This window comes from Thermostichus sp. OS-CIW-29 (assembly GCF_054058195.1).
In genome coordinates this window covers 34,901-48,575 of sequence record NZ_JBSSAB010000007.1, presented here as the reverse complement: position 1 = coordinate 48,575, position 13,675 = coordinate 34,901, and the positions used below count along the sequence as shown (strand labels likewise).

At 58.3% G+C, this 13,675-nt stretch carries 13 protein-coding genes; 4 read left to right on the top strand and 9 right to left on the bottom strand.

The annotated features are described in order from the left end of the window. The first annotated feature begins 11 nt into the window (after window positions 1–11). A complete protein-coding gene (locus tag ACVWZJ_RS04130) occupies window positions 12–785 on the top strand; it encodes a Uma2 family endonuclease (protein ID WP_011431846.1) in 774 nt (257 codons plus the stop codon). Window positions 786–793: 8 nt separating this feature from the next. On the opposite strand, the gene ACVWZJ_RS04125 is transcribed toward ACVWZJ_RS04130, so the two are convergent. Then, window positions 794–1,975 carry a glycosyltransferase gene (locus ACVWZJ_RS04125; RefSeq protein WP_011431847.1) on the bottom strand — a complete coding sequence of 394 codons (1,182 nt, stop codon included), beginning with the start codon at window positions 1,973–1,975 and terminating at the stop codon, window positions 794–796. Window positions 1,976–2,128: 153 nt separating this feature from the next. Between ACVWZJ_RS04125 and ACVWZJ_RS04120 the strand changes: the two genes are divergently transcribed. Next, window positions 2,129–2,476 (top strand): STAS domain-containing protein, encoded by a 348-nt coding sequence (locus ACVWZJ_RS04120; RefSeq protein ID WP_011431848.1) that lies wholly within the window; start codon window positions 2,129–2,131, stop codon window positions 2,474–2,476. A 79-nt stretch (window positions 2,477–2,555) separates the two neighbouring features. On the opposite strand, the gene ACVWZJ_RS04115 is transcribed toward ACVWZJ_RS04120, so the two are convergent. After that, window positions 2,556–3,380 carry a tetratricopeptide repeat protein gene (locus ACVWZJ_RS04115; protein WP_011431849.1) on the bottom strand — a complete coding sequence of 275 codons (825 nt, stop codon included), beginning with the start codon at window positions 3,378–3,380 and terminating at the stop codon, window positions 2,556–2,558. Window positions 3,381–3,514: 134 nt separating this feature from the next. Between ACVWZJ_RS04115 and ACVWZJ_RS04110 the strand changes: the two genes are divergently transcribed. Further along, window positions 3,515–4,585 carry an adenylate/guanylate cyclase domain-containing protein gene (locus ACVWZJ_RS04110; RefSeq protein WP_049749547.1) on the top strand — a complete coding sequence of 357 codons (1,071 nt, stop codon included), beginning with the start codon at window positions 3,515–3,517 and terminating at the stop codon, window positions 4,583–4,585. 9 nt (window positions 4,586–4,594) lie between these two features. On the opposite strand, the gene ACVWZJ_RS04105 is transcribed toward ACVWZJ_RS04110, so the two are convergent. From ACVWZJ_RS04105 to rpsO, 5 genes are all read right to left on the bottom strand, one after another. After that, window positions 4,595–6,376, bottom strand: coding sequence for an NADPH-dependent assimilatory sulfite reductase hemoprotein subunit (locus ACVWZJ_RS04105; protein WP_011431851.1), 1,782 nt, complete (start codon window positions 6,374–6,376; stop codon window positions 4,595–4,597). Window positions 6,377–6,529: 153 nt separating this feature from the next. Continuing rightward, entirely contained in the window at window positions 6,530–8,557 is a 2,028-nt protein-coding gene (locus ACVWZJ_RS04100; RefSeq protein ID WP_011431852.1) for an ABC transporter ATP-binding protein/permease, read from the bottom strand. A gap of 83 nt (window positions 8,558–8,640) precedes the next feature. Beyond that, window positions 8,641–9,834, bottom strand: a complete 1,194-nt coding sequence (larC, locus tag ACVWZJ_RS04095; RefSeq protein ID WP_457394796.1) for a nickel pincer cofactor biosynthesis protein LarC — start codon at window positions 9,832–9,834, stop codon at window positions 8,641–8,643. A 96-nt stretch (window positions 9,835–9,930) separates the two neighbouring features. Then, entirely contained in the window at window positions 9,931–10,368 is a 438-nt protein-coding gene (locus ACVWZJ_RS04090; RefSeq protein WP_457394793.1) for a PAM68 family protein, read from the bottom strand. Between the two features lie 36 nt (window positions 10,369–10,404). Next, window positions 10,405–10,680: a 30S ribosomal protein S15 gene (gene rpsO, locus ACVWZJ_RS04085; RefSeq protein WP_011431855.1), complete on the bottom strand. Its 276-nt coding sequence runs from the start codon at window positions 10,678–10,680 to the stop codon at window positions 10,405–10,407. Window positions 10,681–10,772: 92 nt separating this feature from the next. Here rpsO and ACVWZJ_RS04080 point away from each other — a divergent pair, with 92 nt between their 5' ends. Beyond that, window positions 10,773–11,456 carry a HEAT repeat domain-containing protein gene (locus ACVWZJ_RS04080; RefSeq protein WP_457394790.1) on the top strand — a complete coding sequence of 228 codons (684 nt, stop codon included), beginning with the start codon at window positions 10,773–10,775 and terminating at the stop codon, window positions 11,454–11,456. Window positions 11,457–11,460: 4 nt separating this feature from the next. Here the strand turns inward: ACVWZJ_RS04080 and apcD are convergent, their stop codons facing one another. Both apcD and ACVWZJ_RS04070 read right to left on the bottom strand, forming a co-directional pair. Then, complete coding sequence (apcD, locus tag ACVWZJ_RS04075) at window positions 11,461–11,946, bottom strand: allophycocyanin subunit alpha-B (protein WP_011431857.1); 486 nt, start codon at window positions 11,944–11,946, stop codon at window positions 11,461–11,463. Window positions 11,947–12,137: 191 nt separating this feature from the next. Next, window positions 12,138–13,637, bottom strand: coding sequence for a PilT/PilU family type 4a pilus ATPase (locus tag ACVWZJ_RS04070; protein WP_457394787.1), 1,500 nt, complete (start codon window positions 13,635–13,637; stop codon window positions 12,138–12,140). Window positions 13,638–13,675 lie beyond the last annotated feature (38 nt).

Sequence of the window (13,675 nt, the reverse complement as noted above, 5' to 3'; positions counted from 1 at the left end):
TATCCTCAGCCATGACCCTCTCTCCTGTTCGGCTCACCCCGCCCCTACCTCCCATTCGATGGGAAAAACTGCCGGAAGACTTTCCCTTGCCGGATGAGCCTGTGGAAAGCACCTTACAGCCCCTTTTGGCTGCTGCTCTGCGTGAGGCATTGGAACTCGCTCAGATGATCCCTGCCCAGGCTTTGATCGCCTCCAACTTTGGCCTTTGCAGCACTGTCGGGGACAAGGTGGTGGTGAAAGCCCCCGACTGGGTTTATGTGCCCGCAGTACAGCCGATTCCCGAAGGAGAGATCCGCCGCAGCTATACCCCCCACCTAGAAGGGGATCCCCCGGCGATTGTGATGGAATTCATCTCCGAAACCGAGGGCGGCGAGTACTCCATCAATCCCCACTATCCCTATGGAAAATGGTATTTCTACGAGCGCATTTTGCAGGTGCCTGTCTATGTAATCTTTCATCCCAAAACCGGTGAGCTGGATGTCTACCGCCTGGAGAATGGCCGCTATACCCCTGTATCGGCGGATGAAAACCGTCGCTACTGGATCCCGGAGATTGGCTTGTTTTTGGGGGTGTGGCGGGGACAAAAAGCCGAGACCAAAGCCAACTGGTTGCGGTGGTGGACTGCCGATGGGAATTTGCTCCTATGGGGAATCGAACAGGTAGAGCAGGAGCGGCAGCGGGCCGAAGCGGCAGAAGCAGCCCTCGAACAGGCCCGTCTGGAACAGCAGCGCCTAGCCGCGAAATTGCGGGAGTTGGGCGTGGATCCCGAGGCAATAGCCGATTGAGGGCTCTCCTAGTAGGTGCGCCCGCGCCAAGAGCGGGGCCGGCTGAGGGCAGATAGGATTATCCGCAGAACGGCCAAGGGATCCGCCAGAGGCGACATCCAGAACGTCCAAGGGGGATCCTGATAGGAGCCGCGAATGCCCAGCAGTACACCTAAGCGCAGAATCAGTAAGCCTAGGTTAAGCCCCAGCAGCACCTGCTCCGTCAGGGAAAAGGGAAACCCCATCCCGGCTTTGCCCAACAGCCCTACAACCACCGGCCCAGGGATCCCTTGGGTGAGGACGAGGAGAGCTATATCCCCCCACAACTGGGCCACAGGGGTGGCATCTTTCAAATCGAGGGATCGGCCCCACTCTCGCCAAGTTTCGCCAAAAGAAGTGTACATGCGCACCTTGAGCAGGTGCCGACCGTCGTAAAAAGCTACTTTAAAGCCGGCTGCCGCAATCTGCCGCACCAGGGTCACATCGTCACAAAATGAAGCCCGCGCCACTGTGTAGCCATTCATCGCTTCCAGCACCGACCGGCGCACTAGCATACATTGCCCATTGGCCATCGTCCGTTCCGGCAGGGTGGCGGTGTCTCCGGCGGCCCCGTAGCGGTAGATCAGGGTCACCAAAAGAGCCGGCTGCAGCCAGCCTTCCCCCCAGTGCTGCAGGATAAACTGCGGTGCCAGGGTGATCAGATCCAGACCTTGGGCCTGGGCAGTTTCCAGCAGGCGCTCCACCAATCCTGGCTGGGGACGGGTATCGGCATCAATGCCCAGGATCCACTCAGAGGCCGGATCCGACTGGAGAAATCCATAGTGCAAGGCCCAGGGGCGCCCCACCCATCCGTTGGGCAAGGGATCGTCGGTTACCAGACGGAAGCGCGGATCCCGCTTGGCCATCTGCAGCACTTTTTCGGGGGTGCCATCTTGAGAGCGGCTGTCCACCACCAGCACCTCCCGCAGTACGGAGCTCTGTTGGTGCAATCCTTCTAGGCAGGGATCGATGCGCTCGGCTTCGTTGAGGGTGGGCAACAACACGCTGACCAAGCCCGGCTGCAAAGGGATCCCAGGCTGACCGGGAGGCAGAGGGGAAGGGCGCCGCAAAGAGGGCAGCAGCCGCGCCAGCAGCACCGCCAGCATCGGCACTTGCATAACCAATAGGCTCAGGGCGGCAGCATCTCCGGCCCAAGCAGGGATCCCGTTCATGCCAGTTCTAACCTGTAAGGGAAAAGTGTCCAAGAATGCTTGCAAGAGAAGCCCAGGGAGGACAAACTCATACTCATGGTGATTTAGCAATTCAAAATCAGTCTGGTTGCATCGTGCCTGTGCCCATCCCCCCTCAAACCTGCCGGGCTCTTCATGGATGTCTTCATCCGGCTCAGCCACAAGGGATCCCCTGTTACAGTTGTGAAATTGCACAGTGAAAGGCTCAACGCCGCGATTGCCCGCGAGGTACGGAAAGAGCTAAGCCAAATTCTCACCGAGAAACCGGGACATTTCTTGTTGGATCTTAGTCAGGTTAGCCTGATCGACAGCATGGGGTTGTCGGTTCTGGTTTGGGCGCATCGCCATTGCCGCACTTTAGGCTATCAACTCAAGTTCTGCAGCCTGCAGGAGCAGGTCAAGCTGCTCTTCTCCATCACCGGCTTGGATGCCATTTACGAAATCTACCCCTCTGTAGAAAAGGCGCTTGAGTCTTTTCCGTAGCTCTCCCTATCGGGTCAACTGAGAACCGTCAGGGATCAGCTTCTCAACACCTGGATTAGCCTAACGGTTGAAAACCCGCTCAGGGAGTGGGGTTATCGTTTTGCCTCTCGACCGTCTGGGGCCGGTTCACCTGAGCATAAATCTCTGCTTGCTGCTGGATTTGCTCCCGAACTTGGGGCGGGGCCAGCCGGGCTGCTTGCTCAAACAGCTCAGGCGCTTTTGCCCGTAGGTTTTCATCGGTGGCGGAGCTGAGGGCTATGGCTTTGCCCAACACGGGGGTGAAATCACTGGGATCCGCCGCAATCAACTTGTCGTAGAGGACTACAGCTTTCTCAGTCTGGTTGTTGCGGGCGTAGACAAAGGCCAAGCGCAAACGCACATCATTATCTTCCGGCGCTTCTTCAAGATGCTTCTCCAGCAGGGCAATGGCCTCAGAGGTGCGGCCCAGGGTTAGCTGCACATCCACCAACTGCTGCAGCACCTGGCGATCTTTGGGATCCCCCTCGTAAAGGATCTGGAGCTGTTCTAATGCCCCTTCAAAATCCCCCGTATCCTGCTGGATTTCGGCCAAAAAGGCTCTCAGTTGCCGATTTTCGGGCTCCAGTTCCACCAGCTTCTTCAGCGGCTCAATGGCCCCTTGCGGCTCGTTCAATTGCAGTTGGGTGTCGATCAACCCCCGCAGGGCAATGGGGTTATCCGGCTCCCGCTCCAGCACGACGCGATAGCCGTCTGCCTGGGCCCGCAGTTGCTCGGTTACCAGGCTGGCCTCTGGAGATTCGGAAGGCCCGAGGGCCTGGAATAGCGGGCCAAAGGAGAAGCCCAAGAAAGTTACCGTGCCCACCACCAGCAGCAAAATGTTGAGGAGCTTGCGGGCTGGGGATTCTTGGGGTTTGGACTGAGGCATAAAGGGCTCGCGCAGAAGACTCCTCTGTACTCTATCATCGGCGCCGGGGCAGGCTGCGGGGTGAGGTTACCCAATACCCAAAACTTTTGAAAACAGCATCCAAGGGGAGGGCAATGCCGTACTGAATTTAGGTAGTGCTGAATCTTTTTGCCACCCCTCACTCCCTCTTAACCATGCGGATCACCTGTTACCCCGACAACCTCACCTTGGAAGCCAATCCCCTGCTCACGGTTCTGGAAAATCTGCTCAAGGCGGGGGTGCGCCATGTCCATGCCTGTGGGGGCAATGCCGCCTGTTCCACCTGTCGCATTCTGATTTTGGAAGGCAGCCAAAACTGCCGCAGCATGACCCCTGCCGAGAAGAGGTTGGCCCAACGGCTGGATCTTCCCGTGCATATTCGCCTGGCCTGTCAAACCCGCATCACCGGAGATGTCACCCTGCAGCGGCTGGTGATCGATAAAGCAGATGTGGAAGTAGCTCAACATCAATTGCAGGCCCATTCGGTCGGCAGCCAAGTCACCGCCGCCATTCTCAGCGCTTCCCTGCGGGGGACGGCCAACTTCGACGAGGAGAACTTTCCCTACGATGTTGTCTACACCTTGGGTCGCTACTTCGCCCAAATGGGGGCCTTGGTGCAGCAATATGGGGGAGTACTGGCCAACCAGAGCGGGCTGAGAAGTCTGGCTTTGTTTGGTCTCAAACAACCCGAGCTGGCCGTACAGCAGGCACTGCAGGCGGGATTGGCGCTTGGACAGTCGGTGGCGGAGTTGAACAGGTGTTTGCGGCAACTCTCCTACCCGCAGGTTAAGCTCACCCTCGGGATCCACTACGGCCCAGTCCTTTTGCTGCCCCTCGATCCCCAAGATCCGCAGCGGTTGTCCGCCTTCGGGAAGTCGGTTCAGTTTGCCACCTGGCTGGAGTCGGTTGAGGATGTTTCGCAAGGGGGGGAACAGTCTGAGGAACAGAGCTCCCGGTTGCTCATCTCGGCAGCCGTGTATCGAGCCGTGGAAGGGCAACTCCTGCAGGTGGAGCCTCTTTCGGTGAAACCTTTTCCCAACGCCAAACCCATCCGAGTCTATAGGGTGCATCCCAACCCCGTCAGCTTGCCGACTGGCGAGGAGCAAGCTCCAGAAGCAACCAAGCCTGAACCGCTTGGATGGCTGGAAGCGCTCCGGGAATGGCTACAGGCTTGGTCTCGTTTTTGAGGGATCCCTTCAGGCAAAAACGCCATCCCTTTGCTGAACTTGGGCCTGCAAATAGGGGATCCCCATCCGGTGGCAGTAGTCGCCGAAGCTCTCGCCAGGACGGCGCTCCTGCTTGTAGACCTGCAGGAGAACTCTCATCAGCGGCACGATCTGGCTGATGTGTACCCGATCCTGAAACACTTGCGCCAGGCGATCCCCCTGCGGGCTGGCTCCCAGCCAAATCTGGTAGTAGCCATTGGGGGCGGATCCCACCAATCCCAGTTCCGCCAAGTAGGGTCGGGCACAGCCGTTGGGGCAGCCGGTCATGCGCACCAAAAAGGGCGAATCCTGCAGATCCAGCTCCTGCAACAGCCGATCCAACTGGCGAACCAGCCCCGGCAAAGCCCGCTCCGACTCGGTAATCGCCAACCCACAGGTGGGCAGGGCAGGGCAGGCCATCGACAGCCGCACCAGTTGGGGGATCTCTTCCTTGGAAAGCACCCCGTGGGATTTGAGGATCTGGTTGATGGCATCCCGCTGCTGCTCCGCAATGTCGATGAAAAGTAAATCCTGAGTGGGGGTCAGCCGCACGTGCAGAGAAAAGGCTTCCACAATCCGGCGCAGCGCCGTTTTGAGCTGCCGCTCTGGGGTGTCCTGGATGCGGCCATTTTCAATGGAGATGCCCAAAAACCAACGGCCATCCCCCTGCTCGTGCCAGCCTAGGTAGTCGTCGCTGTTGGGGACAAACTTGGGCATGCGCCGGAAGGGCAACAACTTCTCCCCCAGGTACTGCTCGACCACACGGCGAAACTTGCGGATCCCCCAGTCTCTCACCAAGTATTTCAACCGCGCCTGCTTGCGGTCGTGCCGGTTGCCGTAGTCCCGCTGTACCGCCAAAACCGCTTGGCAAACCCGATACACCGATTCCGGCGGGGCAAAGCAGAGCTTTTGGGCCAAAAGGGGCTGGGTTTCTTCCTTGCCGTGGGTACGCCCCATGCCCCCACCCACCACAATGTTGAAGCCCTTCAAGTTGCCCTTGCGATCCGTGAGCACAATCAAGCCCAAGTCCTGGGAGTACACATCTACCGTGTTTTCCCCGGCTACGGCGATGGCGGTTTTAAACTTGCGGGGCAAATAGACGGGGCCATACAGGGGTTCTGGGCCCTCTAACCTCACCCCGTTGCCGACAAACTTCTCGGCTTCCACCACTTCCTCATCCACCGGTGGGATGGGAACCGGCTCCCCATCCACCCAGATCTCGTAGTAGGCAGAGGTCTTCGGAGCCAACAGATCCGCCAGCTTGCGGGCATACTCTTGGGCATAGCGATAGGCAGGGCGATTTTTGTAGGGGGCAACCGGTGCCATCACGTTGCGGTTGACATCGCCGCAGGCGGCCAGGGTGGATCCCATCTGTTTGAGAATGCTGGCTATGGTGGCCTTGAGGTTTTTCTTGAGGATCCCATGCAACTGAAAGGTTTGCCGCGTTGTGGCTCGCAGGGTGCCATTGCCGTACTCATCGGCCAGCCGATCCAGGGTCAAGTAAAGCTGGGGGGGCACGTGTCCCCCTGGGATGCGGGTGCGCAACATGATGGAATAGGCCCGCTCCAATCCTTCCTGCTTCCGTTGCTGCCGCCGATCCCGGTCATCCTGCTGGTAGGCGCCATGGAACTTGAGCACCTGCACCGCCGCCTCGCTGAAATGGGTGGTGTCTTGGGCCAGCTCCTGCTGAAGGGGATCCCGTAGAAAGTGGCTGTCTGCCTTGATCTGCTCCACCTTGGAACGCTTGGCCTCGGATGGGATCATGGGGGGCATTGATAATCTCCAGTAAACCGGTCGGAATACTTGTGAATAACAGGCTATCACCTCCTTTGAAGAGCGTCCAGTTGGAAAAGTCAGCCTCTTATCCGGGTTTTGTCCCAAACCCGCAAAGCTTGTCATTTGAGTCAGCTGGAGATGTCGGCGCTGCTAGCTGGCCAGGGCTAGGCGGGCACCGTACTCCTGCACCGACCACAGTTGCCAGGCACAATTCCCCTGCAGCTCCAAGACCAAGTCGTGGTAGGCCAGGAGGGTGGGGCGATGCCCAACGCTGATGTAGGTGGTGTTCAGGTGTTGCAGTTGCAGGTAGAGCAGTTTTTCGTTGGCCACATCCAGGGCGCTGGTGGCCTCGTCCAAAATGGCGTAGCGGGGCTGGGTGATCAAAATGCGGGCAAAGGCAAGACGCTGCTGTTCCCCTAGGGAGAGAGTGCTGGCCCAGTCTTTCTCCACATCAAAGCCGCCCACCCGCTCCGGCAAGTCTCCCAGGTTCACCTGGGCCAAGACTCGGATGAGATCTTCATCGGTGAGGTCTCGGCGGCGTTTGGGATAGAGCAGTTGATCCCGCAGGGATCCCAGCAGCATGTAGGGCTTCTGGGGCAAAAAGAGCATCTCCTGAGTATCTGGGCGGGCGATGGATCCCTGGCCGTTGGTCCATAGGCCGGCAATGGCCCGTAACAGGGAACTTTTGCCGCTGCCGCTAACACCGACAATCAAAAGCCGTTGGTCGGCTTCCAAGGCGAAGGAGAGATCCCGAACCAGGGTTCGTTCTGAATTGGGGGTGAGCAAAGTGACGTGGTGCAGCGCCAATTGCTGGGCAATGCGAGTTTGAATGTTGCTTTCCCGAGCGCTGGTGTGGCGCAGCGCCGGATCTTCCAGAGACTCGTGAAAGGAGCCTAAGCGGTTGATCCCGGCGGCAAAACTGGAAATGCTTTGAATCTGGTTGGCCACAATGGAGAGGGCGCTCAACACCTGGCTGAAGGCAATGGTGGCTTGGGTAATGGTGCCGAAATCTCGCACGCCGCTGAAGTAAAGGGGGGCGACGATGACATAGGGCACAATGCGGGTGAAATAGTTGTAGGCGTATTGGAAAATATCGATGATGGCCTGCCAGATGATCAGCAAATTAAAATTGCGCAAGGCCGCACCAAAGCGATGCAAAATTTGCCTGAGTTCTTGATCCTCTCCCTGGTAAAAGGCGATGGACTCGGCGTTGTCGCGCACATGCACCAAGCTGTAGCGGAAATCGGCTTCATAGCGCAGTTGATCGAAGTTAATTTTGATCAGCTTGCGACCAGCCAAAATGGCAATGGCGGTACCAATGGTGGCATAGACCACCAGACCCAACGCCAACGGACGAGAAATGCCATAGAGAATGCCGGTGAAGGCGTAGAGGGTGAGAATCGAGTCGAGAATGTCCAACAGGAAGGAGAGGGTGGTGCCGGTAAAGGAGCGGACATCCTCTGATATACGCTGGTCGGGGTTGTCGATTTCGGTGTTGGCGGCGTTGGAATCCAGCTCGTAGTAAGCCCGCTGATTGAAGTAGCGATCCAGAAAATGATCGGTCAGCCATTCTCGCCAAAACAGCCCTAGCTTGAGGCGAGTGTAGCGGTAGATCACCAAAATCGGAATGGCTGAGATAATCAGCACTCCATAAATAATCAAAAATTGCCAGAAAGTGGGCTCTTCTTTTTGCTGCAGAGCTGTGTCGATAAACCGAAAGATAAAGCTGATCATCACGTTCAGCCGGTTTACCGTCAGCGACAGAAACAGCAAAAAGGTGAGCAGCGCCCACTGCAACCAGCGCTGGCGAAGCTGCCGCCACACTGCCCCAAAACAAAGGCTGCTCAGAGCCAAGCTGACCGAGGCCACCCACAGCACTGGCGAGGACAAGTTTCTCTTCGTTTGCGCCACCAATCCGGCTGCCACATTGGTGAAAAACTCCGGGAACAGGGCTTGACCGACCAAAGTCACCCCAATCTCCACAAAGAACATCAGGGCAACCACAAACACCATGGCCGCTGCCAGCAAGCCCAAAAAGATCCAGCCCCCATAGCGTACTCTGGGGTAAAAGTAGGGCTGGGCCACCGTGATAAACCGATCCCACAGTTTGCGGTCAAAGTTAAATTGAGAGGCTTGGGATTCCATTTTTGCGGTCGGCGGAGAGAGCAAGATCGACATCTCTCAGGCTAGCAGGCCACGGCTGCCAATCTGTGTTCAATAGGAGCAAATTCCATTGGGGGTGGAACAGGTTCGGTGTCTCTTCAACCTTGCAACCGGTTTTGCCAAGCCGATTGGGCCGCCAGCCACACCGTCTGAACCGGCACGTGAAACTCCTGGGCGCGGGCCACACAGTCGCGAAACTCCGGCTGAGCGTTGACGATGCGGCCATGGTGGCGGGCCACTTTGATGTCGACCAAGCCGTAAGGGGTTTCCACCCGCTCAATGACCCGCTCCAGTAGGGTGCGCTGCTGTTGGAAGTGGCGAATGCCCAGGGTGGTGGTCTCCCGGAAGATGAGATCTTGACACTCCGGCACCCGATCCGGCGGACAGATGACGGTAAGCAGGATCCCCGGCCGCCCCTGTTTCATGGTGATCGGCTGGGTAAACACGTCCCAGGCCCCGAGGGCCAACAACTGCTCGCAGGTGTAGGCAACCACTTGGGGGTTGAGATCGTCAATTTGGGTCTGCAACACCGATACCGTTTCCGTTAGCTCTCCCCCATCGGCTTCCCCAATCCAGAGACGAAACACGTTGGGAATGGGCAGCTCTTGGGCACCGGCCCCACGCCCCACTTTTTCCACCCGCATCGGCGGACAGGGGCCAAACTCTTCCGCCAACGCCACAGCCAAGGCTGCTCCTGTGGGGGTCACCAGCTCGGCTTCCACCCCGTTGCTGAACACCGGCACGCGGCCCATTTCCCACAACTCGATCACCGCCGGCACCGGCACGGCCAATTTGCCATGCTCTGTGCTCACCCAGCCGCCCCCAACAGGATGGGGGGATGACAACACCCGCTCCACCTGCAGCCAATCCAGGCCAATGCAAGTGCCGACAATATCCACCAAAGCATCCACTGCCCCCACTTCGTGAAAGTGCACTTTTTCCACAGGCATCTGATGGACTTTTGCTTCCGCCTGCGCCAACTTTTCAAACACCGCCAAGCTGCGGGCCTTAATGGCTGGGGAAAGCTGGGATCCCGCGATCAAAGCCTGAATCTCTGCCCAATGCCGAGCAAGGGATCCCCCACTCTGGGATCCCAGTACCTCTACCACAGCTTGCAGAGCAGGCTGCCCACACCGCTGCACCCGGCTCACCTGCAAGCCATATTCCCCCTCGATGCCCAACGCCTGGAGCTGACGGTTGAGGTACTCCAAAGGCACCCCGCAATCCAGCAGGGCTCCTAGACACATATCGCCGGCAATGCCCGCCGCACAGTCGAAGTAGGCTATTTTCATGCTGGAGAACTGGGGGTAGCCGCTGCCGCCAGAATGGACTTGGATCCCTCTTGATTGTAGGCAGCAACCGGCCTGGAAAAGGCGATGGGAGAAGAATCAAGCTTCTCCAGAGTCGGAAGATTCAGAAGATCGGGCAGCAGATTCCCGCCACTGTTGGATGACGTTGCCCAAATTGCGCCGGAATTCTCCAATGCCCAGCAGGGATCCGGGCTGGGGATCCCAGGAAGCTGAGAACACACCGTAGCTGATGCCCAAAAAACCAAGGCCAAACAAGGTCAGCGACTCTGCCAAGGTGAAGTAGGGGGGCAGAGCGACCACATGGTTGGTCAAGAGATAGTAATTCACAAAAAAGCTGCTCAGGCCCAGCCCAGAAGGGATCCCAGAAAACACCAGAATCCGCCGCACCATCCGCCGGCTGACCTCAGGGGGAATCACGGCAACAGGCTCCTTCTTGGCCGGCTTCTTCTCCACCTCAACAGAGGCGGAGGGGGAGCGACGGCGAAAGGTTTTGGACTGGCGGCTGGATTTGCCCACGAAGACAGATCTCCGATAGCGTTTTGGATGGGCTGCCTACTTTTTCACCCGGATGTTCAGCCGTTCGGCCAGCTCCCGGAAGCGGTCAGGAGAATGCTTGGCGATGTAGTTGAGCAAACGCTTGCGACGACCGATCATCATCAGCAGGCCGCGGCGGGAGTTGAAATCCTTCGGGTTTCTCTGAAGGTGCTGAGAGAGCTGGTTGATGCGACTGGTGAGCAGAGCCACCTGAACCTCGGCAGAACCGGTGTCGGTGTCGTGCAGTCGATAGCTCTCAATGATCTGCTGCTTCTCTTGTTGCAATAAGGCCATAAGATCAAGGGACTGGATGCACTGCTTCAAGATAATAACATCGGCTTTTCCTCCCTCGCTATGGCCGAGGAGGGTTATGGAGAGAATGGGATATGACAACAACCTCTGGGGATCCTCCGGCACTGCCCGCTTTGCTGGAGCTGTTGAACTCACAAGACTTGGGAAATCGGCTGCGCGCTGTTAACAAAGCCAGAGAACTGCCTGGGCCAGAAGCCCTGACATTGCTGCAGCGAGCGATTCACGACGAGAATGCCCGCGTCCGTTATGCTGCCATCAGCCAGATGGGCACCCTGTCTGGCGTCGATCCGAACCTACTGTTGCCCATTTTGCAGCGCTCTTTGCGAGAGGATCCGGAGTTCGATGTGCGGGCTGCTGCCGCCGCTGCCCTGGGGGATCTCAAGCAGCCACAGGCCCTGGCCGATCTCCTGGAAGCTTATCGGCGAGAAACGGAGTGGCTGGTACAGTTTAGCATCATCGCTGCCCTGGGAGAGCTGGGGAACCCTGCCGCCTTCGACACTCTGGTGGAAGCTTTGCAGGACAAGAGCGAGCTGATCACCACAGCCGCTGCCGCTGCCTTGGGCGATCTGGGGGATCCGCGGGCCATCCCCTACCTGGATCCCCTCATTGATTCCGACGACTGGCAACTGCGCTACCGCGTCTGCATTGCCCTGGCCAAGTTGGGAACAGAAGCCGCTCGCGCCGGACTGACCCGGCTGGCCCAGGATTCCCAAGAACAGGTGGCCGTACATGCCCGGGCTGCCTTGGGATCCCTGTAGTTCCCTAGCTCATGGCATTGATGATGTAGTCAAAGTAAGGGGCGGCTTCAGCGGCTGCCGCCGGCTCCAACAAGCTGAGGGCAGCTTCCTTCAAAAAGACAATCGCATCGATCATGCCGGCGATGGGTACGTTGAGGGCATTGTACATTTCCCGCACCCCTATCAGGCCAATAGACTCAATCGGCTCTTTGCTGCCGGCAATAATGCCATAGGTCACCAGACGCAGATACCAGTCGTAATCTCGCAAACATTGGTTGTAGCGCTTGTCACCGTAGGCATTGCCACCGGGTTGCACGTACTCGGGCCGCTTGGCGAATAGCTGCTTCTGGGCCTGGTCAATGATGCGCTTTTTGTTTTCTGCTAACACCTGAGCGATTTGCAAGCGCCTCTCGCCGGTGGTCATGTAATTCCTGATGGCTTCCAGTTCGCTAACTGAGAGGTAACGCAGCTGGTCATCCGCGGTCTCGATGATCTGGTTGATCACGCTCACGGTAGGGATTCTCCTGTTTTCTAACTTGCTTTCAATTCGGTTCATCAATTCGCAACCCATCCCCCCAGCCCAAGGTCGGCCCAAGAGATGAGCAGGTAGCTCGGCAAGCCAGCGCCGCCGGCTGCTCCCAGTTTAGGATAGGGCAAACCTTCCCTCAAGCACTTTGGCGTGACTCCATCTCGAGACTGGCCCTAGATCCGGCCTCGCAGCCATTGGGCCATCTCATTGCGGCGTGGGGCAGCCTCCAGACACACCTCTTCGGTAATCCGCCCCTCTTGGTAAAGCCTAAACAGGGATTGATTCATGGTACACATGCCCTCATAGGAGCCGTCGGCGATCAGCTCCTCAATTTCGTCCACCGCCCCCCGCTTGATGTAGTCCCGAATGGCATCGGTGTTGCGCATGATCTCGTGGGCCGCAGCTCGCTTGCCATCGGTGGTGCGCACCAGGGTTTGAGCGATGATCGCCACCAGGGTTTCTGCCAGCTGCAGACGCATCGGCTCCTGTTCTTCCGGCTTGTAAATCCCCAGCAGACGCTCGATGGTGCGGACGGCGCTGTTGGTGTGCAGGGTTCCAAAGACCAAGTGGCCCGTCTGGCCGGCCTTCAGGGCAATATCCACTGTCTCTCGATCCCGCATCTCCCCAATCAGGATGATGTCCGGATCTTCCCGCAGAGAGGCTTTCAGGGCATTGGCAAATTCCAGGGTGTGGATCCCGACCTCCCGCTGCCGCACCATCGATTTCTTGCTCTGGTGGACGAACTCGATGGGATCCTCAATGGAAATGATGTGTTTGGGAAAGTTGGAATTGATGTAGTCCACCATCGCTGCCAAGGTTGTGGACTTACCGGATCCGGTGGGGCCGGTCACCAAAACCAAGCCTTTGTGCTCTTCGGCAATGCGCTTCAAGACTTCCGGCGCCCGCAACTGCTCCAGCGTCAAAATTTTCAACGGGATCAGACGCATCACCATAGCCGGGCCAAGAAGGGAAACAAAGCAGTTGACCCGACACCGCACCAAACCCTCGTACTGGATGGCAGTATCCAGTTCCAAACATTCCTCAAACTGGCGAATTTGGCTCTCCGGCAGGCTTTCCCGCAGCCAGCCATAGAACATCTCGGTGGTGGTGACCGGGTAGTTGGTCAAAAGCATTTGCCCCCGATCCCGAAAGCGGGGCACTTCTCCTACCCCCAAATGAATATCTGAGTAGCCTTTGTCATAGGCTTCCTGCACCAGTTGGCGCAGGGTCAGGCCCGCAGGAGCAGCTGGAGCCACTGGGATCCGACCGGCAGCCGTTGGGCGAGCTGGTGGCGCAAAAGGCGGGGCAGCAGGAGTGGGGACAGGTGGCGACACTGGAGGCCGAGCAGCAGCAGCCGGAGCCGGAGTGGGCGGGGGCATTCGAGGGGGAGCGACAGGATCGGGCACAGGCACAGGCACCTGAGGGGGAGCGACAGCCACACCAGGAGGAAGGGGCCGACCCAGAATGGGGTTGGGGGGGCTTTTGGCGTTGACAGGCCGGGATCCCATCCCTTGGGAAGCTGAACCCAGCACCGGATCCAGTTGCGTTGGGGGCTCCACCGGGGGCGTTTGAGCAGCCGGACGAGGCGGACGCTGCATGACCGGCGGAGCCGGGGGCTGCCAATTGGAGTCCAAATCGGTGGGAAACTGGTTTTCGGGGCTGACCTCGCTCATGACAAGCCTCGCTTCTGGCAGGGTTTGCGTCGATCTTA